Genomic DNA, 25,477 nt, shown 5'->3' on the forward strand with positions numbered 1-25,477 from the left:
TTCTTTTATGAGTTTTACCGCTTCTACGATTGATTCCATGCCTATTCCAACTGATTTATTATTAGCCAAAGAAAGTATTTTTGACCAAACTGACCTTCATTTAACAGCGCTGCAAAAAGAAGCCGAAAGTGATGAATACAGCGCATATCGTTTTATGCTGAATGATAAAAACATTTGTTACCGTGAAGCCAAAATCACTCCAACTAAAACTGGACAGTTTGTTACTTTATGGAAACGTAACAAAACTGGGACAATCGAACCTTTTGATTACTCTGATGCAATAGATTTTGTAATTGTTAGTGTTCGTAAGGATCAAAATTGGGGACAGTTTATTTTCCCTAAAAAGATATTATTGGAAAAAGGTGTGTTTTCAGCCCCAAATAAAGAGGGAATTAGAGCTACAAGAGTTTATCCGCCTTGGGATGAAACGACAAGTAAACAATCTCAAAAAACACAAAAATGGCAGTTAGATTATTTTATTTCGCTTACTAATTCAAATAAAATTGATTTCGATCAATTGAGAAATTCTTTTATAGATTTTCAATAAAAAAGGCTTCCAAATTTGGAAGCCTTTTTTTGTTTTTATTTTTCTTATTTTTTAAGAATCTTATCTTTAAAGATCACTTTGTTGTTTTCGGTAACGGTATAGAAATAAACTCCCGAAACTAGATTTCCAACCGCAACAGCTGCTGTACTAACTTCAGATTCGTTTTTAACGCTGATTGGATTTCCAATTACACGTCCGTTGAAATCGTATAATCTAATTTTCAGATCTCTTCCTTGAGTTGTTTTTACATCAAAATTCAGAACATCTATAGCAGGATTTGGATACGCTTTTACATAATATTTGTTCTTTTCAAAATCTGGCGTTGAAAGCACATCTTGTTTTAACTGAAAACGCGCTATTACTGGTCCGTGATCTGAAGTTGTTGTGGTGTAATTTGCAATATCATTACGCGGATCATAAACGGCTGTAGAGTTTGAAATATAATCATCTATTAACTCATTAGAAATCGTAATATGATCTAAGAATCCGCCTGAGCTCAAAAAGCTGTATGCACCAGCCTGGCTAATTTCTAAAGTAAGTGCTTTATAATTATTGGTGTCTGTTACAAAAGCTTCATAAGAAGAAGGCTGTCCTTCAATTACAGATGCTTTTACATCATCATTGTAATCTCCCAAAAGAATAATATTGGAGTTTGCATAATGAGCATCTAAGCTATCTTTCAAAACCTGAGTATCATACTTACGCATGTTGTAACGAGAAATATCAGTACCACTGTTAGCACGTGCGTGAAGGTCTATTAAATTAATTTCATTTTTAACTCCATTAAGATTTGTTTCTATTGTTACCATATAAGGCAGACGCCCTGAAGAGAAAAAGTTGCTATTGCTATCACCTGGATAATTGTTCAGTGTTTTAGTTCCATTACGCAATTCAGTATAGAATTTATCAAACATGACACGTGTTTTTTTCACTGTTACGGTTTGCGTATTATAAAGCACTACCAATTTTTGAGGTGGAAAATTTGGATCTGAAGGCGGATTTTGCCAAGAATATGACCATACATTAGAAATACTTTTTTCAAATGTTTTTCCGTTTACATTTATTTTCTGAATTAAAGCATCAATCTGAGCATCACTAGAAACCTCTTGTACTACGTAAACATCTGCATCTAATTTATTCATGACTTTGGCCACGTTTTCTAGTTGTAGAGGCTTATCTGAAGGACCATAAGCTGAAGTCGGAGCACCGAAAAACTCTAAATTGTATGTTACTACATCAAAAGTATCTGCTTTTGGCAAAGAAGAACCAGTCAATGAACCTATTTGCTTGTTTAATGAGGTTCCTGTTACAGTTAAAGCTCCTGATATTTTAAATTCTTTTACTGTTGGTGCAAATTTTGCATAAAGTGTTTTTCCTGCTAAAGCATCGGCAGCAGTAATTACTATACTGGATACAAACGAAACATTATCTGCTGAAATTTGATAAGAAGCAGGAGTTGTAATTGTAATATCTCCATATCCTTCTGCCTTAAAGTTAAACGATTGAGAGTCTGAAACTGTATTTGGAAGTACAACTCCAAAATCTAAAACAGGATTTGAATCTACATATCCAATCTCATTTGTTACAGCAAAATCATCAAAAGACCATTCTGATGCATTGGTATTACCTCCCGAAGTTGTTTCATAAACCCAAGCCAAATAGGTATTGCTTGTCTTATAATTATCTAGCTTAATATATTGAGATTGTGCATAAGTACCTGTTACAGTCGGAAATGCTCCATTTATTTCTGTCCATGTTGCTGTATTAGGATTACTAACACCATCATAATTCGTTGAGACCATTAATTTTAAAGAGGGACCGGCATAAAATTTACGAGAATAAAAAGACAGCAAAGGGAGTGCTCCAAAATTATCTAAACGTAATTTAGGTGAAATCAACCAATCTTTACTTGGTCCATTATCTGAAAAACCATTTATAAGAACGGCGCCAGTTCCTGAATTTACATTTCTAGCTACTGAAGTATAAGACCATTTGTTTACTGGTCCGGCTTCGTTATATTGTGTCCATCCGCTATTTGTTAAAACATTTGAATCGTTAAAATCTTGTTTATAAGGATTGATTCCTGTTCCTGTCAAAGTAACCGTTTTTGTTACAGCACCAGTCAATTCGTGGGTGATTTGTCCTGTAAAATTAGCAACCGCATTTGGAATAAATTTCACATATATTGTTGGGGTAGCATTTGATGCAAAATCAGAAGGAACAAAAGTCAGAGAAGAGGCAAACGTGCTGTTATCTTTAGAAATAGTAAAATTAGCTGTAGAAGTTAAAACAACATTTTGAGTTAAATCAATTGCTCCAACTTGGTAGCTTAGAACCTTTGCTTCATAATTTGCTTCGGAAAAACCTAAATCTAAACTTGCCGTAGAAGTTGTTAAAACTGGAACTGCAGAACTGGCTGTAGTAACATCAACTTTATTTACTACTGCCTGAATATTACTAGAAGTATCTTCAGAAACAGAATAAACAGAATAACTCGTATTTAAAGTAAGTCCCGAAAAAGTTTTGGTATATTCCTGAGCAGGATCTACAATATCTATACTTCCTGCTTGTAAAGCTGCAGTACCATTTGAGTCTTGACCAGCTTTTACCTGCGCAACGGTTGGCGCAGCACTTCCGCCTGGAAGCAGTACAAAATAAGTTTTTCCAGCTTCATCTAATTTATTTATAAAATCAAAACTTTCGGCTAAAACATTATTTGCTTTAGGGAAACCAGAAATATTAATAGGTGCAGTAATATCTCTTCCAACTTTTATATTATCTATAGCAAAAGATGGGCGAGAACCTCCCCCGCTAAGTTGTCTGGAAATCCATCTAATCTGTACTACAGGCTGATTATCACACTCTGCTGGCAAAATGATATTTATAGTCTTAGGATTTTGAGGGGTTGTATTTCCCGTTCCAATCTGGGTAGTAGTATTATTTGAATATAACGTTCCAGTTACTGAAGTAAAACTGGCAGTTGTTCCTACTCTATATTGCAATATCATTTCATTGATACGATTATTTGTTCCATCGCCGTATGGATTACGAATCGTCATTGCATCATATTGAACAGGAATAGAGAATTGTCCAGTTGCATCAAACGCAAAACCAATAGTCAAGTCTAACGAACCTGTATTCAAAAATCCAATTTTTCCATTATAATTATGAAAATTACCGCTGCTAGTACTGGCAGAACTATTGGCTACTAAAGCTCTATCAGCACCAAAACTACCAGATGTAGCAAATTGACTTTCACCTGTTGGATTTGAAGTTCCTGCAGTCCATCCCTGATATCCTGCTGGATAAGATGTATCTGTTACTAAAAGTGTATTAAAATTCTGTGAGTGTGGCAATTTTTGCGGAGCTGGCATTGTCTGAGCAAAAAGATCTCCAGAAAAACAGCCCAAAAAACATAGTAAAAGCAAAAGCTGTCGCGAAAAGTAAAGTTTTTTCATACGTTAAAGAATAGAGTTTTTAGAAGTCAAATTTATAGCCTTTAAAGTTAAGCTAATATTATAAAACTATAAACTTAATGCTGAATTTTTTATCAAAATAATTCAATTTAAAACAACATAAGCCTTATTAAATTAAAATTACTACAACCAAAATCTCTTAATTCAAAATATAATTCAAAAATAAACAATCTTTAAAAACGCTAAAAAACTCCATGTTTCCTACAAACCGCAGGGTTTTTAAACAAAAAACAGCGAACTTTTGTTCGCTGCTTTCCTAATTCAAAATAGTATTCTCTAAAAATTATTATACCGCGGTATAACCTCCATCGGCAATAATATAACTTCCTGTTGTAAATGATGATTTATCAGAATTCAAGAAAACCACCAATTCGGCAATCTCCTCTGCAGTCCCTAAACGATTCATTGCAGATTTTGCTGCAACAGCGTCCATCATATCTTTATTCAAATTATCTTTCAAAAGTGCTGTTTCAATATACCCAGGTCCAACTGCATTACATCTAATATTTTTCTGTGCATATTCTACAGCAATGTTTTTTGTCAAACCGACAACTCCATGCTTAGAAGCTGTATATGCAGGGCTAAGCGGAGCTGCAACCTGCCCATGAATTGAGGCAATGTTTACAATACTTCCACCGCCGTTTTTTTCCATTTGTTCCAATTGATAACGGCAGGCATAAAAAACACCGCTTAAATTTAAAGCAATAACTTTATCCCAAGCTTCTGGCTCATATTCTCCTGTTGGTTTTGCAGGTCCGCCCATTCCTGCATTGTTACATGCAATATCAAGACGGCCGTATTTTGAAACGGTTACCTCAACCATGTGTTTATTATCAATTGCGCTTGACGAATCTCCTTTTACGAAAAAAGCTTCTCCGCCCTTTTCCTTTATAATTTTTACGGTTTCTTCACCATGATCAACATTAATATCAGATACTACTACTTTTGCTCCTTCTCGAGCATATGCTTCTGCAACTGCGCGTCCGATTCCTGAACCGCCGCCAGATACAAATGCTACTTTGTTTTCTAAAAGTGACATATTCTTAAGATTTAAATTTGTACCTCTAATTTACGAAGATATACACCGATACTCAAGGTTTGAAAAGAGTTTACGATAACATTAACGCTTACCGCTAATGTTATGTTATTTGATATTAAAATGACCTTATTTTCTATAAAATTTTGTATTATTCATCTTCATCCAATTTCATATTACCTCGGTCTTTACGACTTTCTGGATTTGAATTTGGATATCTGTTAGGTGTGATATCAGAATTCCGGTCTTTATTTTCAACCGTCTTTTTTGCTTCTTCTTCAGAAGATACTCCTCGATTTGAATTTGGATTATCTGAGGATACTTTTGGCGTTTTTAATTGAATATCTTCGTTCTCATTTCGAGCTCGGTCAACTATTTTTTTATCGCCGTCTGCATCGGTTACGATTTCTTTTTTCAATTTAGCATCCTTTAAATCTTTATCGTGCGAAACGTTTTTTCCTTTAGATTCGTCAATATCTTTCTGCGTTCCGTTTATCTTTTTTGTTCCTAAATTATCCGTTCCCATAATCGTTTTATTTTTTGGTTTCTATTATAATATTACGAATTCTAAATCTTAAAATTAAATGGTTTAACATTGCTTTGGGTTTAAAAGGCAAGATCTTTCATAATTTATTATCTTTATTTACAACATTTTAAGATTATGATTCTTTCTCGATTCATGCTGTTCCCCGTTTTGAACTCATTTTTTGCAGACTATTAATATGCTTTACTTTCGCTTTAATTTTAAGAAAGAAACTATCTTTGCAAAAAATTAAAAATGCACAGACACTTCATTCTTTTTAAACCTTACGGCTACTTAAGCCAATTTATTTATGAATTAAAAAGAAAGAAAAAGCTTTTGGGAGAATTGCATGATTTTCCGGAGGGAACAATGGCAATTGGAAGATTAGATGAAGATTCTGAAGGTTTGCTTTTACTTACTACCGACGGAAAAGTAAGTGAACAAATTAGAAGCAAAAAAGTTGACAAAGAATATTACGTTCAAGTTGACGGCATTATTACTCAAGAAGCAATTGAAGAACTCCAAAAAGGTGTCGAAATTGGTTTTGAAGGCGGTAAATACAAAACAAAACCCTGTTCAGCTTTTATCGTAAATGAAATTCCTGATTTTGGACCAAGAGCCAAAAAAATCAGAGACGAACGCCATGGTCCTACTTCGTGGGCTTCTATTACTGTAAACGAAGGGAAATTTCGTCAGGTTAGAAAAATGACTGCTGCTGTTGGTTTTCCCACTCTTCGCCTAGTTCGCGTTCGAATAGGAAATGTATATTTGCAAAACCTAAAAGCTGGAGAAGTTCTGGAGGTAAACGATTTTAAATTAGAAAATGTGTCAATTAGATAATTCTTGAACTAAACTCATAGCTCATAACCCATAACCCAAAACTCAAAACTCAAAAAAAATGCTAAACGTTGTTCTTGTAGAACCCGAGATACCAAATAACACTGGAAACATAGGAAGATTGTGCGTTGGCACAGAAAGTCGCCTTCATTTAATTCACCCGTTCGGATTTGTTATTAATGATAAAAACCTAAAACGTTCTGGATTAGATTACTGGGTTCATCTTGATGTAACCGAATATCAAAACGTAGAAGAGTGGATGGCGCAGATTCCAGATCATTCTCGTGTATTTTTAATGAGTTCCCATTCTGAAAAGTCTTACTTAGAAAATGAATTTCAAGATGGTGACTGGTTAGTTTTCGGAAAAGAAAGCGTTGGTTTGAGTAAGGAGTTTATGGAGAGATTTGAAAATCATTTAACGATTCCGATGTCACCGCTTATTCGTAGTTTTAATATCGCTAATTCTGTTGCTTTTGTGGTTGGAGAAGCTAAGAGACAAATTGGATTGAAGAAATAATACCTATAGTATCTCTCCTGCAATGTTTTCAAAACCTTGTAGGTATAAATTCTGAAGTTGATGTTTTGAAACCTACAAGGTTTTGAAAACATTGCAGGAAGACGAAGAAAACTAAGTCACAATAAATTTCCCTTTTTCAGCATCAAAAACAATATGTTCATCTTTGAATAAATTGCTGAAACTTCCGTTTGAAATTAAATTACAAGGCTGATCTTGAGTAATATTTTCCGGCGTCATGATAATCATTTCATCGCTTAATTGAATCGCCAGATCAATATCGTGTGTTGAAAACAAAATACATTTTTGAGTTTCCTGAGTCAGTTTCTTTAATAATTTGAATAAAGAAACTTTGTGCAGTAAATCCAAATGAGTTGTGGGTTCATCCAAAATAATTAATGGTGTATCCTGTGCCAAAGCTCTGGCGATTAAAACCTTCTGCAATTGACCATCGCTGATTTCGAAATGCTTCTTTGAAGCTAAATGTTCAATCTGTGTGAGCTTCATAGCCTCTTGAACTTTCAGAATATCTTCATTTGATAAGGTATCAACCCAATTGGTATACGGCTGACGGCCAAGCGCAACTAATTCAAAAACAGAAAGATTGCTCGGAGGTAATTTTTCCGTTAAAACCAAACTCAAATTTTGCGCTAATTCTAAAGGTTTATAGTCGGAAATATTTTTTTCGTTTAAATAGACATTTCCAGATAAAGGCTGCTGAATTCCCGTAATTGTTCTCAGTAAGGTTGATTTTCCAATTCCGTTTGCCCCTATTAAAGTGATGAGTTTGCCAGATGCTAAATTTAGATTTAGATTTTCAGCAATAAGCGTAAGACCTTTCTTGGATTTATATCCAATATTTAAATCTGATGTCTTTAATATACTTATCATTTTTTTTAAGATTCTAAGTTACTGAGAAACTAAGGTTCTAAGTTTTTTTTTGCCGCAGATTAAGATATTAAAATGATTAAAAAAAATCTATGCTAATCTTTTTAATCTGTGACTAAAAAAATTATTGAAAATTCCTTTTTCTTACCAAAAGCCATATTACAACTGGCGCACCAATTATAGACGTAATTGCATTTATTGGAAGCGTGACATCGAATCCTGGCATTTGCGAAACGATATCACAAAACAACATTATAATGGAACCAAAAAACAAAGTACTCCAAAATAGAATCGTATGATTACTGGTTTGAAAAGTCAGTTTTGCAATATGAGGAACCGCTAATCCGATAAAAGCAATTGGTCCAGCAAACGCCGTAATAGCGCCCGATAAAATACTAGTTGCAAATATGATTACTAATCTTGCTCGATTAAAATTCAAACCCATACTTTTTGCATAATTTTCACCTAAAAGTAATGCGTTTAACGGTTTAATGCTATTAGCACTTAAAAGCAATCCAATTACGACACAAAAAGTCAAAATTCCAATTGTTGACCACGAAAGATTCCCGAGACTTCCCATTGACCAGAAAGTGAATTTCTGTAATTGTTCTGCTGTGCTGAAATACGTTAAAACACTAACAATTGCCGTTGTAAAACTTCCGAACATTAAACCCACAATTAAAATCGCCATGGTATCGCGCAGTCTCTGTGAAACTACTAAAACCAAAAGCAAAACTAATGTACTTCCTAAAGTAGATGCCAAAACAATTCCGTATGAAGACAAGGCAATTACACTTAAAAAAGAAGGCAGAAATCCTGCGCCCAAAATCACAAATGCAACTCCTAAACTCGCGCCAGAACTTAATCCTAAAACATAAGGTCCAGCAAGCGGATTTCGAAATAAAGTCTGCATTAAGAGTCCGCTAATTGAAAGTCCGCTTCCAACTAAAACTGCCGTAATTGCTTTTGGCAGACGATAATTGATAATAATATATTCCCAAGTTGATTTTTCCACATGACCTCCTGTTAAACTTGCAAAAACATCTTTTACAGGAATAAGCACAGATCCTAAACTAATGCTCGCAAAAAACATCAGCAAAAGACCCAAAGCCAAAACGACAAATAAAATGGTATTTCTTTTTTTATTCGCCAATTTAATTCAGTTTTGATGCAAAAGTAAATTCGTAGCTAGCCAATAAATCTGGATGAAAAATTTTAATATAATCTTTTAAAACTAAATCTGGACGGCTTGGTGCCAATTCGTAATAAACAGTACCTCCTGTTGCTCCCAATTTTCCTTCAAAATTATAAACGCTTTTATTTTTAAAAGCGTCGAATTCTCCGTAATGTGGATTTGCTTTTTGCAGTTCATCTAAACTTTTAAATGAACCCGAAGCAATCCAAATGTTGGCCGTTTTGGCTTTGTCTAAAACTTTTTCAAAAGATAAACCTTCGCTTCCAGTTCCTTTTAAATCTGCCCACAAATAATTGGATTTCGCATCTTGCATAAATTGCGCAACCCAGCTGTTTCCTTTGGCAACATACCAAACATCTTCGTACATTGAACCGTACAAAACTTTTGAAGTAGCTGGTTTGTCTGCTACTAATTTTTTAGCCTGATTATAACTTTCTACAATTTTATCAAAAAGTTCCTTGGCTTGATCTTCTTTACCAAATAAAGCACCGTAAAGCTTGATCCATTCTGCTTTTCCAAGTGGGGATTGTTCCATCCAATCACCTTGAATTAAAACTTTTAAACCGCTTTTTTTCAGATTATCCAGCATCGGATTATTATTATCAACTCCAAAAGTTACAATCAAATCTGGAGATAATTCGATTAACTGTTCAATGTTCAGTTTTTCATTCTGTCCAACGTTTTTTACGGAACCTTTGTCAATTAATGCTCTCGTTTTTTCTGATGAAATATAATCGGTATGCGGAAATCCGACCAATTTACTTTCCACTTCAAGCATTTCTAAAAACGGAATATTAGTTGTTGAAGTCACAACGACAGAGTTTAACGGAACCTGGACTGTAGTATAAGTTTGAAGGCTGTCTGGAACCTTTGCATCTTTTTCTTTTAAAATATATTTAAAATCTTTATTGGCATTCGGCCATGGATTTGAGACTGTTACAACCGAATAATCCTCATATTTTACGATAGAAAGTCCTGTTGCATATTCGATACTGTTTTTTGCATTTTCAGCTTTTACAATTTCAGCTTTCTCATTCTTCTTACATCCGATAAGAATAAAAAAAGAAGCTGTAAAAATCATTTTCGGTAATAAATGTCTCATGTTTTATGTTTTGGATGGAACAAAGGTAAAGTATTTTATATTTTTTTTGTTTACCTTTATTCTTACAAATTTAAACAATTGTATCTTTACAACATGAATACCACAAAAATGAAAATTTGCTCAAGCTGTGAATCTGAATTCAGCTGTGGAGATATATCTATAGAAAAAAAATGCTGGTGTAATGATTACCCGCCAATCTTCAATCTCTCTGAAGGCGGAGATTGTCTTTGTCCAGTTTGCTTCAAAGAAGCCTGTGAAGACAAAATAGAGGCTTACATCGAAACTATTACTCCTCAAAATGCTCCAAAAAATAAAGCCATATCTTTACCCAAATCAGAAAAATTAATCGAAGGTATTGATTATTACATCGAAGATGGCAATATGGTTTTCAAAACCTGGTTTCATCTTAAACGAGGAACCTGCTGCGGAAATGACTGCAGACATTGCCCGTATTAATTGTTAATTATAAATTGTTAGTTGTTAATTATGAAAAACAACATCGTAAAAAATAAAAGTTTTGAATTTGCAATCAGAATTGTCAAACTATATCAGTATCTCAGCAATGATAAAAAAGAATTTATACTTTCCAAACAACTTCTTAGATCAGGAACAAGTATTGGCGCAATGATTCGAGAAGCAGAACATGCCGAAAGTAAAAGTGATTTTATTCATAAATTTGCTATTGCGCAAAAAGAAGCAAATGAGGTTATTTATTGGCTGGAATTATTAAAAGCAACTGATTATTTAAATCAAAAAGAATTTGAAAACATCAACAATGATGCTGTTTCAATTTTAAAATTAATAACCAGCATCATTAAAACATCAAAAAGCCAATTAAGTAAAAGTAGACTTCTTCCCAATTAACCATTAACAATCAACAATTAACAATCAACAATTAAGATGATTTACCTAATTACCGGCGGTGAGCGTTCTGGCAAAAGCAGTTATGCTCAGAAACTTGCTTTGGAACTTTCTAACTCTCCTATATATGTAGCAACTGCTCGAAAATGGGACGATGATTTTCAAAATCGCATAGACCGCCATCAGCAGGAAAGAGACGAGCGCTGGACCAATATTGAAAAAGAAAAATTTTTAAGCGAAATTGATTTTTCTGGTAAAACAGCTTTAATTGACTGCGTAACTCTTTGGCTGACTAACTTTTTTGTCGATCATAAAAATAATGTCGATCTAAGTCTCGAAGAAGCTAAAAAAGAATTCCTCTCAATTGCCAGTCAAAAAGATACTAATTTAATTATTGTAACTAACGAAATTGGAATGGGCGTTCATGCTAGTACAGAAATCGGACGAAAATTTACCGAATTACAAGGCTGGATGAATCAGTTTCTAGCTTCAAATGCAGATGAAGTAGTTTTGATGGTTTCGGGAATTCCGGTTAAGATAAAAGGAGAAAATTCCAAAATTTAAATTCCAAATTCCAAAACTTAGGAAGATAATTCAAAATTTTAAAATCAAAATTACAAAGCTATGCTTTATCTTTACTAGAATGTTATCCATTTTCAAATTTGGAATTTGGAATTTAAAAAATTGGAATTTAAAATGAGCAATCTAGAAGATATATTAAAATCACGCCGCGACACCCGACATTTTACAACTGATGAAGTTCCTGATGAAGTAATTCAAAAAGCTTTACAGGCTGGACATTGGGCACCGTCTGTTGGTTTGACTGATGCTACTAGATATTATATCATTAAATTGGATGAAGTAAAGACTTCAATTAAAAAACTATTTTTAGATTACAACAAAAAAGCAGAAGAACTTACCGATAATCCAGAGCAGAAAGAACTTTACAGATCGCTCAAATTAGAAGCAATTGAAGAAGCGCCAATCGGGCTTATTATTGCTTATGATCGTTCGGTTTTAAACCAATTTACTATTGGGACTATTGGCAGTAATGAAGCTGTGAAATTTAGTTCGGTTTGTGCGGCTCAAAATATTTGGCTCTCTCTGACTGAACAAGGTTACGGAATGGGCTGGGTTTCGATTCTGAATTATTATCAGTTTAAAAAAATCCTTGATTTACCTGAGAATATAGAACCGCTCGGCTATTTCTGTATTGGAAAGCCAGCAACGAACTATAATAACCAGCCAATGCTGCAGCAATTGCATTGGAAACAAAAATCGGAAGCTCCGATTTGTACTGAAATCACAGAAATTCATAAAGTAAACATTTCTGATTTTGAACTAAAATCTCAAAATGAAATCGAAACTAAACCCGATTTCAACAAACTGCTGCAAGAAAAAATAGATTCAAAAACAAAACCAGTTGGTTCTTTAGGAACTTTAGAAACCTTGGCTTTTCAGATGGCAAGTGTTTTTGAAACTTTAAATCCTAAAATTGAAAAACCAAATATTGTTGTTTTTGCTGCAGATCACGGAATCGCTAATCATGGCGTAAGCGATTATCCGCAAGATGTTACACGACAAATGGTAACTAATTTCCTTGAAGGCGGCGCAGCAATTAATGTTTTCTGCAAACAAAATAATATTGAATTATCAATTGTTGATGCAGGTGTAAATTATGATTTCCCAACAAATGCAAATTTGATTGATGCCAAAATTGCCAAAGGAACTCAGTCTTTTCTGCATATTCCTGCAATGAGTGAAACCGAAGTTCAATTGTGTTTTGATAAAGGAAAAGATATTATAGAAAGAATTGCTAAAACAGGTTCTAACTGCATTGGATTTGGAGAAATGGGAATAGGAAATACTTCTACAGCTTCTGTTTTAATTAGCCTTTTAACTGATTTTCCTATTGAAGAATGCGTTGGAAAAGGAACTGGAGTTGAAAATGAAAAATTAATTCTGAAACAAAATATTCTAAAAAAAGCACTCGAAAATTATTCCGGTCAAGCCGATTTAATTTCACAGCTTTCTTATTTTGGCGGTTTTGAAATTATACAAATGGCTGGCGGAATGCTGGCTGCCTTTGAAAATAAAATGCTGATTTTAGTTGATGGTTTTATTTGTACCACAGCTTTTTTAATCGCTTATAAAATCAATCCGAATATAAAGCAAAATGCTATTTTCTGCCATTGCTCTGCAGAAAAAGCACATTCTAAATTGCTAGAATATTTAGATGTCAAGCCTATCTTAAATCTTGATTTACGTTTAGGTGAAGGAACGGGCTGTGCGATTGCTTTTCCACTTCTAAAATCGGCTGAGGCTTTTTTGAATGAAATGGCTAGTTTTGAAAGTGCCGGCATAAGTAGGAAATAGTAATTACTCTATTTTCTACAAATAATTATGTTTCATTATGATTTATTCTCACTTTTGTCATTTCGACGAAGGAGAAATCTCCAAAAGAAAGTCCACAAAGTTGAGCCTCTTTTAGAACGGAATTACTTGCGGAGATTTCTCCTTCGTCGAAATGACATACTAAATGAAAACCCAATCTAAATGAAAAAAGAACTACATATTTTCTTCACCTGTTTAATGTTTTACACCAGAATTCCTTGTCCAAAAAACATAACTCATCATCCTGATTATTTAAATAAAGCCACACGATATTTCCCTTTTATTGGCTGGATTGTTGGAACAATTTCATTTCTGGCTTTCTATCTTTTTTCGCTTTTTCTTTATACAGAAACTGCTGTAATTTTTGCAATTATTGCTTCTGTTTTAACAACCGGCGCTTTTCACGAAGACGGATTTGCAGATGTCTGTGACGGATTTGGCGGCGGCTGGACCAAAGAAAAAATCCTAATGATTATGAAAGACAGTGCCATTGGCGCTTACGGAGCAATCGGATTAGTTTTACTTTTTTTATTAAAATTCAAACTGCTTGCAGAATCCATTTTACTTTTCACAAATAACATTTTACTAATTTTCCTTTTATTTATTTCTGCTCATTCGTTAAGTCGTTTAGCAGCTATAAGTATCATTTTCACACATGAATATGCTCGTGAAGATGCTTCGAGCAAAAGTAAACCAATTGCGAAACAATATACTTGGAAAGAAGTTTTTGGCTCATGCTTTTTTGGTTTAATTCCGTTAATTGTATTTTCTTTTTTTGATTATAAATTGATTTTAGCTGTAATTCCTGTATTTATTACAAGATATTTTTTGGCTCGTTATTTTCAAAAATGGATTGGCGGTTATACAGGTGATTGTTTAGGCGCAACACAGCAAGTCTGCGAGGTTATATTTTATCTAAGTATTTTATTTTTATGGAAATTTATCTAGTCCGTCACACCGAGACGATCTGCGAAAAAGGAATCTGTTACGGACACTCTGATGTAAATATTGCAGAACCCTTTGATGAAATATTTGGTAAAATTATTTCAGAATTACCTTCAAAAGCAATGATTTTTTCAAGTCCATTAAAACGTTGTTCAATTCTTGCTAAACATATTCAGGAGAATGTAAATACAATTTCATATCAGGAAGATGATCGTCTAAAGGAAATGAATTTTGGAGATTGGGAATTGAAAAGCTGGGATGAAATTCCGCCCGAACAACTCAATCCGTGGATGGAAGATTTTGTAAATATCAAAGTTTCAAATGGCGAATCGTTTGTAGAGTTACATGAAAGAGTTGGTGACTTTTTAAATGAAATTTCACTGCTAGAAAATCCTATAATTATTGTTTCTCATGCAGGAGTCATCAGAAGTATTTTATGTCATCAGACAGAAACTCCTTTGATAGAAGCTTTTAAAAATAAAGTAAATTTCGGACAAGTTATCAGAATAAAGCTCTAATTTTCTGTAATGTTTTACATTTTGCTTCGAAAAGCTAAACAAATTTTGAATATTCAATATTTTTAACTTTATCTTTGCAGCCAATTAAGGTTGTGTTTTTATAAAACACATTAAAAGGGAATCAAGTAATTTCTTGAGCTGTACCCGCAACTGTAAGCTGAGTTCTTAAACGAATGCTTGTTGTAAACTACAAAACCACTGCTCGCCCATGGCGAATGGGAAGGTAAACAACAAGACGCAAGCCAGGAGACCTGCCTTTGTAACAATATCGAGCTCTCGGGAAAAAGAGTGTAGAAATTATGACTATAAAACTAAGGTTAGCTTTTTGTTTATTATTGTTGTGCCAGATTACTTTGGCGCAGAGCGATTCTATTACCAGTTTGAAAGAAGTTTTTGTTTCAGACAAAAACTTAAAAAAATACTCAGCATCGCAATCTGTTTTAAAACTTAATGATTCCATTATCAATAAAAATGAGGCATTGTTAACTGATTTGCTGAATTTTAATTCTACTTTATATTTTAAAGAATATGGTCGCGGAATGCTTTCGACTGTTTCTTTTAGAGGAACGACTTCTTCCCAAACAGCAGTAATTTGGAACGGAATAAACATTAATTCTCAAATGAATGGAAGCACCGATTTTAATACTATTTCCAGTTCAGATTATAATTCAGTCAGTATTAAGGCTGGCGGTGGAAGTGTAATTTATGGAAGTGGCGCAATTGGAGGAACCGTTCATTTAAATAATGACTTATCTTTTTTAAATCGTTTTGAAAATAACTTAAGATTAGATTACGGCAGTTTTAATACTATTGGTATTAATTACAAAACATCTATTTCTAACAAAAAATGGAGCACGCAAATTGGTTTTTCAAAAAACAGCTCCACAAACGATTATAAGTATTTGAATCGCTATACTTGGAGAGGCGAACAGCGCTGGAACCAAAACGGGCAGTATGATATTATTACTTTGAATGCAAATGTTGGGTACAAAATAAACGAAAACCATATTTTAAAGCTGTATAGTCAAACTTCAAATACAGACAGAAATACATCTTTAATTGTAGAAACAGAAACCAAAAGCAAGTACGTAAATGGTTTCAACAGAAACCTGCTTGAATACGATGGAAATTTTGGAAAGCTGAAAACCAATTTTAAGACAGCATATATTTTTGAAAATTATCAATACTTTGCTGATAATAGCGCTAATAATTTTACGTACGGAAAAACCGAAAATTTGATTACAAAGTTAGATTTAGATTATACTTTATTTAAATCTACTCAGGTCAACGGAATTATAGATTACAGCAGAACAAATGGTTATGGAACTAGTTTTGGAAGTCATGTTCGCGAAATCAGTTCGGCTTCTTTGTTATTAAGGCAAGATATTGGTGATAACTGGAAAAATGAAATTGGTGTTAGAAAAGAATTTACCAATAATTACAAATCACCGCTTTTATTCAATTTAGGCTCTTCTTATAAATTCAATGATTGGTACAATTTAAAGTTGAATATTTCTAGAAATTTCAGAATTCCAACTTACAACGACTTGTATTGGGAAACTGGAGGAAATCCGAACTTGAAACCAGAAAACTCTTATCAGGGAGAAATTGGCAATGTGCTTACATTTAAAAATTTCACTTGGACGCAGAATTTTTATTATATAAAAATAAAAGACATGCTGCAATGGGTGCCTGGAACTGGTGGTATTTGGACACCGCAAAACCAAGATAAAGTCAACAGTTATGGAACTGAAACTTTATTAAGCTGGAGAAAAAATTATGGTAAAAACAATTTTGCAGTAAATGCAACGTATGCTTATACCATATCTCAAGATGAAAAAACCAAAAACCAAATCTTTTTTGTTCCTTTTAATAAAGCAACTGGAGCAGTTTCCTACTCAAGAAATAAAGTAAGCGCTTACTATCAAATTCTTTACAATGGTTTTGTTTATACAACCGCCGATAATAGTAAGGATGAAATTATAAACGATTATTTAATTTCAAATATCGGAATCGATTATGATCTTAAATTTTTAGATTCTTTTAAAATAGGTTTTCAGGTTTTAAATCTTTTAAATAAAGACTATGAAAGCCTAGAAAACAGACCAATGCCAGGTCGCAATTTCAATGTGTATTTAACCTTAAAATTTTAATATATGAAGTTCAGTAAATTACTTTTAATAGCGTTAAGCATTTCGTTATTCGTTTCTTGTTCAAGCGATGATGACGATACTCCAAAAGGCGCTTATGACAATGGTTTTTTTATTTTGAATGAAGGAAGTTCAAGTGTTGGTAGTGTTTCATTCTCTAGCAATGATTTTAGTTTGTTTACAAAAGATGCTTATAAAGCTGAAAATGGAAATGATTTGGTTGGAGGATATTTACAGAATATCTTTTTTGACGGAGATAAAGCTTATATCATTGCAGGTGGTTCCAATGTGATCAATGTTGTAAACAGATATACTTTTAAATTGATTGCAAAAATTGATTCAGGTCTTGCAACTCCAAGATATGGTGTTGTGAAAGATGGAAAAGCTTATGTTACCAACGCAAATACGTATTCGTACATTAATCCAGCAACAGGAGATACTGATGATTTTGTTGCTGTTATTAACTTAGCTACTAATAAAGTAGAGTCAAAAATTGAATTAAACGCAACTGCAAACAGATTAGTTCTAGAAGATGGTAAATTATACATCACTGAACCAAACAGCAGCAGTAAACTTTTAATTGTAAATATTGCTACAAAAGCAGTTGAAACTTTAGAAATTGGATATAGTGCAGATTGTATCGAAGAAGAAAATGGTAATTTATATATTCTTAGAGCACCATTTTCTGGTAATGGTGAATTAGTAAAAATTAAATTATCAGACAAATCCGTTTCTAAAATTGGATTCCCAGACAGTTTAGCTGGAGTTGGTCTTATGGATATTGAAGACAACAAAATTTACTACACAGCAGGAACTTCTGTTTATGCAATGGGCATTAATGCAACAGCGCCTTCTACAACAGCAATTGTTACGATAGCTGATAGTTATATATACGGATTTGCAGTAGAAAACAATCGTATTTATGTTGCAGATGCAAAATTCGATAAAGATAGTAAAGCATTCATTTACGACTTAGCTGGAAATCTTCAAAAAGAATTAGCAACTGGTGCAGGATCAAACGGTTTTTACTTTAACGATTAAACTATTTAGAATTAGTTTTTGTTTTTTTTACGAAAAAGGCTTTCATTTCTGAAAGCCTTTTTTTATTCTATAGAATTTACTTAAAATACTTTTGGAGCAGTTTTAAGATACATACCATGTTTCAATCCGTTAATGATTTTTGAATCTGTTACGTAAGGAAACTTCGGTTCCAAATCATTAAAAGTTCTTTTAGCAGTTGCTCCCGTAATTTTCGAAATAGCTAAACTAAGTAACGGCTCAGATGTTTCTCCTAAAACGCCATAAGTGCTAACTTGTTCGTTCTGCTCGTATGTTGGCTGTAAACCTTGAGTATAATCTCCAAAATTTGCTGAATTTGTAATCTTTAAAACCAAAGGCTGCATTGCGTATTTATGATTCGGATTAACGTTCTTTTTAGTCAAAGTTTCTGAATCATAAACTGTAAATGAACCTACATTCTTTCCAGTTGTAATTTCTCCAATTTGAACAACATTGATGTAAGGTTTTAACCCATTTATCACTAATTCACTTGCAGAAGCTGTACTTTCGGTTGTAATGATATAAACTGTATTTAAATTTAAACTATTTAATGATTTTCCATCAATATTATTAACGAATCTTTCATTCAGACTTTCTAAGTCATCACCGCTTAGACCTTCCATTTGTTTAGCATTAAACGTCATTTTTGAAAAAATCTGCCCTGGAAACTGTCCCGTAATCATACTTGCAAGTCTAGTTGAAGATGTAATAGCTCCTCCTCCATTATAACGAAGATCTAAAACTAAATCTGTTACTCCTTGTGCTTTTAATTCGCCAAAAGCTTGATTTAATTTATCATCGTATTCAGAATAAAAACCATTATACATTAAATAACCAATTTTATGACTTCCTGAAGTAATCACTTTATTGATGAAAATTGGATTTTCTTCTAAAACTGTTTTCGTTAAAGCAACCGATTTACCATTCAAAACAAAAGTACTTCCGTTATAATCTGCTAGATTTAAAGTATAGCTGTCTTGATTCAATAACAATTGCTGGTAATTAGAAACAGTAAGTTTTGTTCCGTTCACGCTTGTAAACAAATCGCCTCTTTTAATTGCTTTTGTAGAAGCATCAGAATTTGGTATAATATAACGAACATATCCAACAACATCATTTGACCCAGAAGAAATAAGGCTTAGTCTAAAATCGACTCCGTTATTTTTGGTAATACCGCTTAATTCTTGTTCCAAAACTGTATAGTCATCAACAATCCAGCTGAAACGGTCAATAGCCCCTCCGTTCGGGTATTTACTTTCTGGTTTATTCAATAAATCTTCAAACAAATCTTCCGGCTTAGAATAACCTCTTAAAAAAGTATCGAAATCAGGTTGAAGATTACGTCCATCAGCTAAATTAGGCACATCTGCCTGCCATAAATAAACTTCATTTAATCCTCTCCATATAAAATTATTAACTTGTAAGTCTGCTGGAGCTGCAACGTCATCTTGATCTTCACAAGACTGCAAAGAAAAAGCTAGCAAAAAAAGAAAGAGAATACTCTTTAAAGGTGTTTTCATATCAATTGGGTTTCTTAGTGGTATAAACGTAAAAGTAGTATCTTTAGTTTTAGCTTCGTCAAAAAAGCAGTATTTTTTTTACGTAAAAAAAATATTTATTTTTTGTTGTAACAAATATAATTGTACCTCGTCTTGACTATATAAGCTAACGATTAACCATCAGTTTAATGAACCAAGTTGTATTTATAGAATTAATAAATCCTTTTAAAGACAAAGTTTTTCGTCTGGCAAAAAGATTGCTTACAAGTACTGAAGAGGCCGAAGACGCCACTCAGGAAGTAATGGTAAAATTATGGAATAAAAAAGAAAATCTGGAAAACTATAACAGCGTCGAAGCTTTAGCTATGACAATGACTAAAAATTATTGTCTCGACCAATTAAAATCTAAAAGAGCCAGTAATCTGCAGATTGTTCATAATAATTTTACCGACAGGGAACCGCAGTTAGACAAAAAGCTCGAAGATGAAAATAGTCTAGAATGGGTTGAAAAAATTATAAATCAGCTTCCAGAACAAATGCAGCTACTGATTCAGCTTCGGGATGTTGAACAATATGAATTTGACGAAATAGCGAAAATTGTCAATATGAACGAAACTGCAATACGAGTGGCACTTTCGAGAGCGAGAAAAAAAATTAGAGAATCAATGACAAATACACACCTTTATGGAACTAAATAAAATAGAAAATCTATTAGAAAAATACTTTCAGGGAGAAACAACGATTGCCGAAGAAAAAGAATTAAGAGAATACTTTTCTTCACCAAATGTTGCGCAGCATTTGGAGCAGTACAAGTCTATGTTTGGCTATTTCTCTCTAGCAAAAGAACAGAAATCGACGTATGAAATTCCACTACAAACTAAAAAACGAAATGTGGCGTGGTTATCGATTGCGGCTTCAGCTGTGATTTTGCTGGGAATTGGAACCTATTATTTTGCAAGCGAACAAAGTACTACTACTGCCGTAGCTTCTAAAACAGAATTAGGAACCTACGATGATCCCGAAGAGGCGCTAAAAGCGACACAAAAAGCTTTGGCTTTATTATCAAACAATGTTAATGTAGGTATTGAAAGTGTACAGTACATTAAAGAATACGAACAATCAAAAAACAAAATTTTTAAACAGTAATTAAATTTAAATCAAATGAAAAATTTCATCATAACTCTAGTTTTCGCATTCGTTACAAACGTTTTTTATGCACAAGGTGCTTTTGACAAATTTGATGGTCAAGACGACGTAACCTCTGTAATTGTAAACAAAAAAATGTTCGATTTAATGAGCAAGGTAAAAGTTGATGCTTCTGATAAACAGACACAACAATACATTGCTTTAATTAAAAAATTAGATTATTTAAAAGTGTTTACCACTAAAAATCCAAAAATTGAAGCAGAAATGAAAGTTTCAGCAGACAAATACATTAAAACTGCAGGTCTTGAAGAATTGATGCGTGTAAATGACAGTGGTAAAAATGTTAGAATCATGGTAAAATCTGGCGCATCAGATACGCAGATAAGAGAATTGTTAATGTATGTTGACGGTGCTAAAAACGATGAGACTGTTTTATTATCTTTAACTGGTAATTTTGATCTAAACGAAATCTCAGTATTAACAGATAAAATGCAGCTTCCAGGAGGTTCTGATTTAAAGAAAGCTTCTAAAGGCAAAAAATAAAATGAAGACAACTATTTTCACCTTAGCACTTATAGCTTTGCTAACTTTAGGAAGCTGTAACTCTGAACCAACATTACAAAAGTATTTTGTTGAAAACACAGAAAACAAAGATTTTATAGCATTGGATATTTCTCCCAATATTTTAAATCTTGAAAAAACGAAACTTTCAGCAGAACAAACTGAAGCGGTAAATTCTTTCGAAAAAATGAATATTCTGGCTTTTAAAGCAAATGATAAAAATCAGGCGCAGTTTGAGACAGAAAGAACAAAAGTCAATGCCATATTAAAAAATCCAAAATATGAACAATTAATGAAATTTGGATCTGGTAAAGACGGAGCTTCTATTAGTTATGTAGGATCTGAAGACAACATTAAAGAATTTGTTATATTCCTTAATCGAAAAGAAACTGGCTTTGCTGTAGTTCGTGTTTTAGGTGAAGATATGAATCCCAATAATATTATGACATTAATGTCTGTTTTACAAAAATCTAAAATAGATATGGATCAATTAAAACCTTTAGAACAATTACTTAAAAAATAATATCTTACTTTTTAAACCAAAAAAGCTCCAATAAATTGGAGCTTTTTTTATAGCCCGTTAATAACAAGGCTTTTACAAAATTACAATATTAACAAATATTTTTCTACATTTACATCCAACATAACCTTTAAATACCACTAATGAAAACACCAAAAATTCTCTTTCTTTTTTTAGTTTTAGTTCTAAACAGCTGTTCAAGCGATAACAGTGAAAATCCAGAAGATCCAACCGCTCCAACATCAAAATTTGCAATGAATGCTAAAATTGATGGAACTTTGTGGGAAATGAACAATCCGTTCAATTCAAATTTTGCAACAAAACCATTATACACCTACTATCCCACAGCTGAATATATTCAATTACAGGGGAGAAAAGGTGTAGATGAAATAATTTTATATATTAAAAGAAGCGATCTAAAAATTGGCACTTATCCTATCACGCCAGAAACTTATGATGCCTCAAAAACACAAATTCAATTTATCTTTAATACAAAACCAAAAAACCAATATGTCGCCAAAGGAACTTTGTCTATAACTTCAATTGATTTAAATACAAAAATCGTCGCAGGAACCTTTTCTTTTAATTGTGTTGAAGATTATTCAAAGCCAATTGGTGCAGATAATCCAGTTACAACACAAGTTACAGATGGTACTTTTAATTATAAATATGATGTTGCCTACTAAGGAACAAAAAACAAAAAAGCTCCAATTTTCATTGGAGCTTTTTTTATATCAGAATTTGAGATTATTTACTCAAATACATTTTTCTTCTAGAGTACAATTCGTAGAATTGATCGTCTTTTAAGTCATCAATAAACAAGATGCTTTCTCCTGTAGATTTCATTTCTGGTCCTAACGCCTTGTTTACGTTCGGGAACTTGCTGAAAGAGAAAACTGGTTGCTTAATTGCATATCCTTTTAATTGCGGATTGAAATCAAAGTCAGTTACTTTGTTGTGGCCTAACATTACTTTTGTAGCGTAGTTTACATAAGGTTCTCCGTAAGCTTTTGCAATAAATGGAACCGTTCTAGAAGCTCTTGGATTTGCCTCGATAATGTAAACTGTATCGTCTTTTATCGCAAACTGAATATTAATTAGACCTACAGTTTTTAAAGCTCTCGCAATTTTATGTGTATGATCTTTAATTTGCTGCATTACAAATTCTCCTAAGTTAAAAGGAGGTAATGTCGCGTTACTATCTCCAGAGTGAACTCCACAAGGCTCAATGTGCTCCATAATACCGATAATGTAAACATTTCCATCAGCATCACAAATTGCATCAGCTTCAGCTTCGATTGCTCCAGCTAAATAGTGATCGAGAAGTAATTTGTTTCCTGGAATTGTTTTCAACAAATCGATAACGTGTTCTTCAAGTTCTTTTTTGTTGATTACAATTTTCATTCCCTGACCTCCTAATACATAAGAAGGACGAATTAAAAGTGGGAAATCTAAACTATCAGCTAAGTTCGAAGCTTCGTCTGCCGTTTCGGCGATTCCGAATCTTGGGAAAGGAATATTTAATTCAGTTAATAAGTCTGAGAAACGTCCTCTATCTTCAGCTAAATCAAGTGCATCAAAACTAGTTCCGATGATTTTTACACCATATTTAGATAATTTGTCTGCTAATTTAAGAGCTGTTTGTCCACCAAGCTGTACGATTACACCTTCTGGTTTTTCGTGCTGGATGATATCGTAAATATGTTCCCAGAAAACTGGCTCAAAGTATAATTTATCAGCAGTATCAAAATCTGTAGAAACCGTTTCAGGATTACAGTTAATCATGATTGTTTCGTAACCGCATTCTTTTGCTGCTAAAACTCCATGCACACAAGAATAATCAAACTCAATTCCCTGACCAATTCTGTTTGGTCCAGAACCTAGAACAATAACTTTCTTTTTATCTGTAACAATACTTTCGTTATCAACAAAACGTTCTCCATTTGCTTTTTCTATTTCAGCCTCAAAAGTTGAATAGTAATAAGGAGTCAGCGCTTTAAACTCAGCTGCACAAGTATCAACCAGTTTAAACACGCGGTTAATGTTTTGTTCCATACGTAAAGAATGTACTTCACTTTCTAGACAATTCATCATGTGAGCAATTTGTCTGTCTGCAAAACCTTTTTGTTTTGCTTCAAGTAATAATTCTTTAGGAAGATTAGAAACTTTATAGTTTGAAATTTCTTTCTCTAAAACATAAAGTTCTTCGTATTGTTTTAAGAACCACATATCGATTCTTGTAATTTCATGAATTCTGCTCAACGGAATTCCCATTGCGATTGCATCATAAATTACAAATACTCTATCCCAGCTTGCGTATGTAAGCTTTTCGATAATCTGCTCGTAATCTTTATATCCTTTTCCGTCAGCCCCTAACCCATTTCTTTTAATTTCTAAAGATTGAGTTGCTTTGTGAAGCGCTTCTTGGAAAGAACGCCCGATTCCCATAACCTCACCTACAGATTTCATCTGAAGACCTAAAGTTCTGTCAGATCCTTCAAATTTATCGAAGTTCCAACGTGGTATTTTTACGATTACATAATCTAAAGTTGGTTCAAAAAGAGCCGAAGTAGATTTTGTAATTTGATTTTGTAACTCATCTAAGTTGTATCCTAAAGCCAGTTTAGAAGCAATTTTAGCAATTGGATATCCCGTTGCTTTTGATGCTAATGCAGAAGAACGAGACACACGAGGGTTGATCTCGATTGCTACAATATCTTCTTTTTCGTCTGGCGAAACTGCGAATTGCACGTTACATCCTCCAGCAAAGTTTCCGATACTTCTCATCATCAAGATTGCGTAATCTCTCAGTTTTTGGAAAGTTGTATCAGATAAAGTCATTGCAGGTGCAACTGTAATCGAATCTCCAGTATGGATTCCCATTGGGTCCATATTTTCGATTGAACAGATAATTACAACATTATCGTTTTTATCTCTTAAAAGTTCTAATTCGTATTCTTTCCATCCCATCAAAGCTTTATCAATTAAAACTTCGTGAATTGGAGAAGCTTCAAGACCTCTTGTTAAAAGCTCATCAAAATCTTCTTTTTTGTAAACTACTGCAGCTCCTGTTCCTCCAAGTGTAAACGATGGACGAATTACAAGTGGAAAACCAAATTCTTGTGCAATTTCTTTTCCTTCTAAATATGAAGTAGCCGTTTTTGCAGGTGCAGTTGGTACATTGATTTTTTCTAAAAGCTGTTTAAACTGCTCTCTGTCTTCTGTAATATTAATTGCGTTTACATCAACTCCAATTAATCTTACTCCGAAATCCTGCCAGATTCCTTTTTCTTCCGCTTCCAAACATAAGTTCAAAGCTGTTTGTCCTCCCATTGTTGGTAAAACAGCATCAATTTGTGGATGTTCCTTAAGAATCTCAATAATCGATTTTGTCGTTAATGGTTTCAAATAAATATGATCGGCCATAGATGGGTCGGTCATAATCGTCGCTGGATTTGAGTTAATCAAGATAACTTCAATTCCTTCTTCACGAATAGAACGTGCAGATTGAGAACCTGCATAGTCGAATTCGCAAGCTTGACCAATAACAATAGGTCCCGAACCTATTATTAAAACGGATTTAATTGATGTGTCTTTAGGCATTTTGTATGTATTGTGTAGTTATATAAAGTACTTCTAAAAAACATTCGTAGTCTATTCTAAACTAGAATGTTGCAAAAATTTTTACCGACAAGGTATAAAAAAA

Annotated in this window: 24 protein-coding genes and 1 riboswitch; of the genes, 16 read left to right on the forward strand and 8 right to left on the reverse strand. The window is 33.3% G+C overall.

All coding sequences use genetic code 11. The annotated features are described in order from the left end of the window. Positions 1 to 7: 7 nt before the first annotated feature. Positions 8 to 547, forward strand: a complete 540-nt coding sequence (locus QE431_RS17865; RefSeq protein WP_307298602.1) for a MepB family protein — start codon at positions 8 to 10, stop codon at positions 545 to 547. 44 nt (positions 548 to 591) lie between these two features. Here QE431_RS17865 and QE431_RS17870 read toward each other — a convergent pair whose 3' ends face one another. The 3 genes from QE431_RS17870 to QE431_RS17880 all read right to left on the reverse strand — a co-directional run bounded on the left by QE431_RS17870 (position 592) and on the right by QE431_RS17880 (position 5,585). Continuing rightward, on the reverse strand, positions 592 to 4,005 hold the full coding sequence (locus tag QE431_RS17870) for a T9SS type A sorting domain-containing protein (RefSeq protein ID WP_307298605.1): 3,414 nt from the start codon (positions 4,003 to 4,005) through the stop codon (positions 592 to 594). A gap of 304 nt (positions 4,006 to 4,309) precedes the next feature. Continuing rightward, the gene (locus tag QE431_RS17875) at positions 4,310 to 5,062 is read right to left on the reverse strand and encodes an SDR family NAD(P)-dependent oxidoreductase (RefSeq protein ID WP_281866522.1); all 753 of its coding nucleotides are present in this window, start codon (positions 5,060 to 5,062) and stop codon (positions 4,310 to 4,312) included. A 148-nt stretch (positions 5,063 to 5,210) separates the two neighbouring features. Continuing rightward, positions 5,211 to 5,585 (reverse strand): hypothetical protein, encoded by a 375-nt coding sequence (locus QE431_RS17880; RefSeq protein WP_307298606.1) that lies wholly within the window; start codon positions 5,583 to 5,585, stop codon positions 5,211 to 5,213. 252 nt (positions 5,586 to 5,837) lie between these two features. On the opposite strand from QE431_RS17880, the gene QE431_RS17885 reads away from it, so the two are divergent. Then, positions 5,838 to 6,422, forward strand: coding sequence for a pseudouridine synthase (locus QE431_RS17885; RefSeq protein ID WP_307298607.1), 585 nt, complete (start codon positions 5,838 to 5,840; stop codon positions 6,420 to 6,422). A 58-nt stretch (positions 6,423 to 6,480) separates the two neighbouring features. After that, positions 6,481 to 6,936 carry a tRNA (cytidine(34)-2'-O)-methyltransferase gene (locus QE431_RS17890; protein WP_307298609.1) on the forward strand — a complete coding sequence of 152 codons (456 nt, stop codon included), beginning with the start codon at positions 6,481 to 6,483 and terminating at the stop codon, positions 6,934 to 6,936. Between the two features lie 111 nt (positions 6,937 to 7,047). Here QE431_RS17890 and QE431_RS17895 read toward each other — a convergent pair whose 3' ends face one another. The 3 genes from QE431_RS17895 to QE431_RS17905 all read right to left on the reverse strand — a co-directional run bounded on the left by QE431_RS17895 (position 7,048) and on the right by QE431_RS17905 (position 10,118). Further along, positions 7,048 to 7,824, reverse strand: coding sequence for an ABC transporter ATP-binding protein (locus tag QE431_RS17895; RefSeq protein ID WP_162789233.1), 777 nt, complete (start codon positions 7,822 to 7,824; stop codon positions 7,048 to 7,050). A 121-nt stretch (positions 7,825 to 7,945) separates the two neighbouring features. Then, the gene (locus QE431_RS17900; protein ID WP_373428948.1) at positions 7,946 to 8,974 is read right to left on the reverse strand and encodes a FecCD family ABC transporter permease; all 1,029 of its coding nucleotides are present in this window, start codon (positions 8,972 to 8,974) and stop codon (positions 7,946 to 7,948) included. 1 nt (position 8,975) lies between these two features. Then, positions 8,976 to 10,118 carry an ABC transporter substrate-binding protein gene (locus QE431_RS17905; RefSeq protein WP_307298613.1) on the reverse strand — a complete coding sequence of 381 codons (1,143 nt, stop codon included), beginning with the start codon at positions 10,116 to 10,118 and terminating at the stop codon, positions 8,976 to 8,978. Between the two features lie 93 nt (positions 10,119 to 10,211). Between QE431_RS17905 and QE431_RS17910 the strand changes: the two genes are divergently transcribed. The 8 genes from QE431_RS17910 (at position 10,212) to QE431_RS17945 (ending at position 18,027) form a co-directional block, all read left to right on the forward strand. Continuing rightward, the gene (locus QE431_RS17910; RefSeq protein WP_307298615.1) at positions 10,212 to 10,574 is read left to right on the forward strand and encodes a DUF5522 domain-containing protein; all 363 of its coding nucleotides are present in this window, start codon (positions 10,212 to 10,214) and stop codon (positions 10,572 to 10,574) included. 30 nt (positions 10,575 to 10,604) lie between these two features. Beyond that, positions 10,605 to 10,982, forward strand: a complete 378-nt coding sequence (locus QE431_RS17915; protein WP_281866530.1) for a four helix bundle protein — start codon at positions 10,605 to 10,607, stop codon at positions 10,980 to 10,982. 36 nt (positions 10,983 to 11,018) lie between these two features. Further along, entirely contained in the window at positions 11,019 to 11,543 is a 525-nt protein-coding gene (gene cobU / locus QE431_RS17920) for a bifunctional adenosylcobinamide kinase/adenosylcobinamide-phosphate guanylyltransferase (RefSeq protein ID WP_281866531.1), read from the forward strand. A gap of 132 nt (positions 11,544 to 11,675) precedes the next feature. Continuing rightward, the gene (gene cobT / locus QE431_RS17925) at positions 11,676 to 13,355 is read left to right on the forward strand and encodes a nicotinate-nucleotide--dimethylbenzimidazole phosphoribosyltransferase (RefSeq protein ID WP_307298620.1); all 1,680 of its coding nucleotides are present in this window, start codon (positions 11,676 to 11,678) and stop codon (positions 13,353 to 13,355) included. 180 nt (positions 13,356 to 13,535) lie between these two features. Then, a complete protein-coding gene (locus tag QE431_RS17930; protein WP_307298623.1) occupies positions 13,536 to 14,321 on the forward strand; it encodes an adenosylcobinamide-GDP ribazoletransferase in 786 nt (261 codons plus the stop codon). Continuing rightward, a complete protein-coding gene (gene cobC, locus QE431_RS17935; protein WP_134142502.1) occupies positions 14,306 to 14,836 on the forward strand; it encodes an alpha-ribazole phosphatase in 531 nt (176 codons plus the stop codon). Before QE431_RS17930 ends, cobC begins: the two co-directional genes overlap by 16 nt. Before the next feature lie 70 nt (positions 14,837 to 14,906). Beyond that, a riboswitch (cobalamin riboswitch) is annotated at positions 14,907 to 15,110 on the forward strand. A 25-nt stretch (positions 15,111 to 15,135) separates the two neighbouring features. After that, positions 15,136 to 16,989, forward strand: coding sequence for a TonB-dependent siderophore receptor (locus QE431_RS17940; RefSeq protein WP_307298627.1), 1,854 nt, complete (start codon positions 15,136 to 15,138; stop codon positions 16,987 to 16,989). A 3-nt stretch (positions 16,990 to 16,992) separates the two neighbouring features. Further along, a complete protein-coding gene (locus tag QE431_RS17945) occupies positions 16,993 to 18,027 on the forward strand; it encodes a YncE family protein (protein WP_307298629.1) in 1,035 nt (344 codons plus the stop codon). An 80-nt stretch (positions 18,028 to 18,107) separates the two neighbouring features. On the opposite strand, the gene QE431_RS17950 is transcribed toward QE431_RS17945, so the two are convergent. After that, on the reverse strand, positions 18,108 to 19,565 hold the full coding sequence (locus QE431_RS17950; RefSeq protein WP_307298630.1) for a S41 family peptidase: 1,458 nt from the start codon (positions 19,563 to 19,565) through the stop codon (positions 18,108 to 18,110). Between the two features lie 167 nt (positions 19,566 to 19,732). Here QE431_RS17950 and QE431_RS17955 point away from each other — a divergent pair, with 167 nt between their 5' ends. The 5 genes from QE431_RS17955 to QE431_RS17975 all read left to right on the forward strand — a co-directional run bounded on the left by QE431_RS17955 (position 19,733) and on the right by QE431_RS17975 (position 22,457). After that, a complete protein-coding gene (locus QE431_RS17955; protein ID WP_057117773.1) occupies positions 19,733 to 20,242 on the forward strand; it encodes an RNA polymerase sigma factor in 510 nt (169 codons plus the stop codon). Then, complete coding sequence (locus QE431_RS17960; RefSeq protein ID WP_307298633.1) at positions 20,229 to 20,690, forward strand: hypothetical protein; 462 nt, start codon at positions 20,229 to 20,231, stop codon at positions 20,688 to 20,690. Before QE431_RS17955 ends, QE431_RS17960 begins: the two co-directional genes overlap by 14 nt. A 15-nt stretch (positions 20,691 to 20,705) precedes the next feature. After that, the gene (locus QE431_RS17965) at positions 20,706 to 21,233 is read left to right on the forward strand and encodes a DUF4252 domain-containing protein (protein WP_307298634.1); all 528 of its coding nucleotides are present in this window, start codon (positions 20,706 to 20,708) and stop codon (positions 21,231 to 21,233) included. 1 nt (position 21,234) lies between these two features. Further along, a complete protein-coding gene (locus QE431_RS17970; RefSeq protein ID WP_307298636.1) occupies positions 21,235 to 21,774 on the forward strand; it encodes a DUF4252 domain-containing protein in 540 nt (179 codons plus the stop codon). Between the two features lie 140 nt (positions 21,775 to 21,914). After that, positions 21,915 to 22,457 (forward strand): DUF6252 family protein, encoded by a 543-nt coding sequence (locus QE431_RS17975; RefSeq protein ID WP_307298638.1) that lies wholly within the window; start codon positions 21,915 to 21,917, stop codon positions 22,455 to 22,457. Positions 22,458 to 22,518: 61 nt separating this feature from the next. On the opposite strand, the gene carB is transcribed toward QE431_RS17975, so the two are convergent. Next, positions 22,519 to 25,374 (reverse strand): carbamoyl-phosphate synthase large subunit, encoded by a 2,856-nt coding sequence (gene carB / locus QE431_RS17980; protein WP_057117768.1) that lies wholly within the window; start codon positions 25,372 to 25,374, stop codon positions 22,519 to 22,521. Between the last annotated feature and the right edge of the window lie 103 nt (positions 25,375 to 25,477).

Source organism: Flavobacterium sp. SORGH_AS_0622 (assembly GCF_030818825.1).
In the GTDB taxonomy this organism is placed as follows: domain Bacteria; phylum Bacteroidota; class Bacteroidia; order Flavobacteriales; family Flavobacteriaceae; genus Flavobacterium.

What these genes read in the sequence shown, in the direction of transcription:
- carB (WP_057117768.1), bottom strand. Translation starts at nt 25,374, where the DNA reads ATGCCTAAAGACACATCAATTAAATCCGTTTTAATAATAGGTTCGGGA.
- QE431_RS17970 (WP_307298636.1), top strand. Translation starts at nt 21,235, where the DNA reads ATGAAGACAACTATTTTCACCTTAGCACTTATAGCTTTGCTAACTTTA.
- cobC (WP_134142502.1), top strand. Translation starts at nt 14,306, where the DNA reads ATGGAAATTTATCTAGTCCGTCACACCGAGACGATCTGCGAAAAAGGA.
- QE431_RS17880 (WP_307298606.1), bottom strand. Translation starts at nt 5,585, where the DNA reads ATGGGAACGGATAATTTAGGAACAAAAAAGATAAACGGAACGCAGAAA.
- QE431_RS17965 (WP_307298634.1), top strand. Translation starts at nt 20,706, where the DNA reads ATGAAAAATTTCATCATAACTCTAGTTTTCGCATTCGTTACAAACGTT.
- QE431_RS17905 (WP_307298613.1), bottom strand. Translation starts at nt 10,118, where the DNA reads ATGAGACATTTATTACCGAAAATGATTTTTACAGCTTCTTTTTTTATT.
- QE431_RS17910 (WP_307298615.1), top strand. Translation starts at nt 10,212, where the DNA reads ATGAATACCACAAAAATGAAAATTTGCTCAAGCTGTGAATCTGAATTC.
- cobT (WP_307298620.1), top strand. Translation starts at nt 11,676, where the DNA reads ATGAGCAATCTAGAAGATATATTAAAATCACGCCGCGACACCCGACAT.
- QE431_RS17950 (WP_307298630.1), bottom strand. Translation starts at nt 19,565, where the DNA reads ATGAAAACACCTTTAAAGAGTATTCTCTTTCTTTTTTTGCTAGCTTTT.
- QE431_RS17885 (WP_307298607.1), top strand. Translation starts at nt 5,838, where the DNA reads ATGCACAGACACTTCATTCTTTTTAAACCTTACGGCTACTTAAGCCAA.
- QE431_RS17865 (WP_307298602.1), top strand. Translation starts at nt 8, where the DNA reads ATGAGTTTTACCGCTTCTACGATTGATTCCATGCCTATTCCAACTGAT.
- cobU (WP_281866531.1), top strand. Translation starts at nt 11,019, where the DNA reads ATGATTTACCTAATTACCGGCGGTGAGCGTTCTGGCAAAAGCAGTTAT.
- QE431_RS17915 (WP_281866530.1), top strand. Translation starts at nt 10,605, where the DNA reads ATGAAAAACAACATCGTAAAAAATAAAAGTTTTGAATTTGCAATCAGA.
- QE431_RS17895 (WP_162789233.1), bottom strand. Translation starts at nt 7,824, where the DNA reads ATGATAAGTATATTAAAGACATCAGATTTAAATATTGGATATAAATCC.
- QE431_RS17955 (WP_057117773.1), top strand. Translation starts at nt 19,733, where the DNA reads ATGAACCAAGTTGTATTTATAGAATTAATAAATCCTTTTAAAGACAAA.
- QE431_RS17870 (WP_307298605.1), bottom strand. Translation starts at nt 4,005, where the DNA reads ATGAAAAAACTTTACTTTTCGCGACAGCTTTTGCTTTTACTATGTTTT.
- QE431_RS17940 (WP_307298627.1), top strand. Translation starts at nt 15,136, where the DNA reads ATGACTATAAAACTAAGGTTAGCTTTTTGTTTATTATTGTTGTGCCAG.
- QE431_RS17890 (WP_307298609.1), top strand. Translation starts at nt 6,481, where the DNA reads ATGCTAAACGTTGTTCTTGTAGAACCCGAGATACCAAATAACACTGGA.
- QE431_RS17930 (WP_307298623.1), top strand. Translation starts at nt 13,536, where the DNA reads ATGAAAAAAGAACTACATATTTTCTTCACCTGTTTAATGTTTTACACC.
- QE431_RS17875 (WP_281866522.1), bottom strand. Translation starts at nt 5,062, where the DNA reads ATGTCACTTTTAGAAAACAAAGTAGCATTTGTATCTGGCGGCGGTTCA.
- QE431_RS17975 (WP_307298638.1), top strand. Translation starts at nt 21,915, where the DNA reads ATGAAAACACCAAAAATTCTCTTTCTTTTTTTAGTTTTAGTTCTAAAC.
- QE431_RS17960 (WP_307298633.1), top strand. Translation starts at nt 20,229, where the DNA reads ATGGAACTAAATAAAATAGAAAATCTATTAGAAAAATACTTTCAGGGA.
- QE431_RS17945 (WP_307298629.1), top strand. Translation starts at nt 16,993, where the DNA reads ATGAAGTTCAGTAAATTACTTTTAATAGCGTTAAGCATTTCGTTATTC.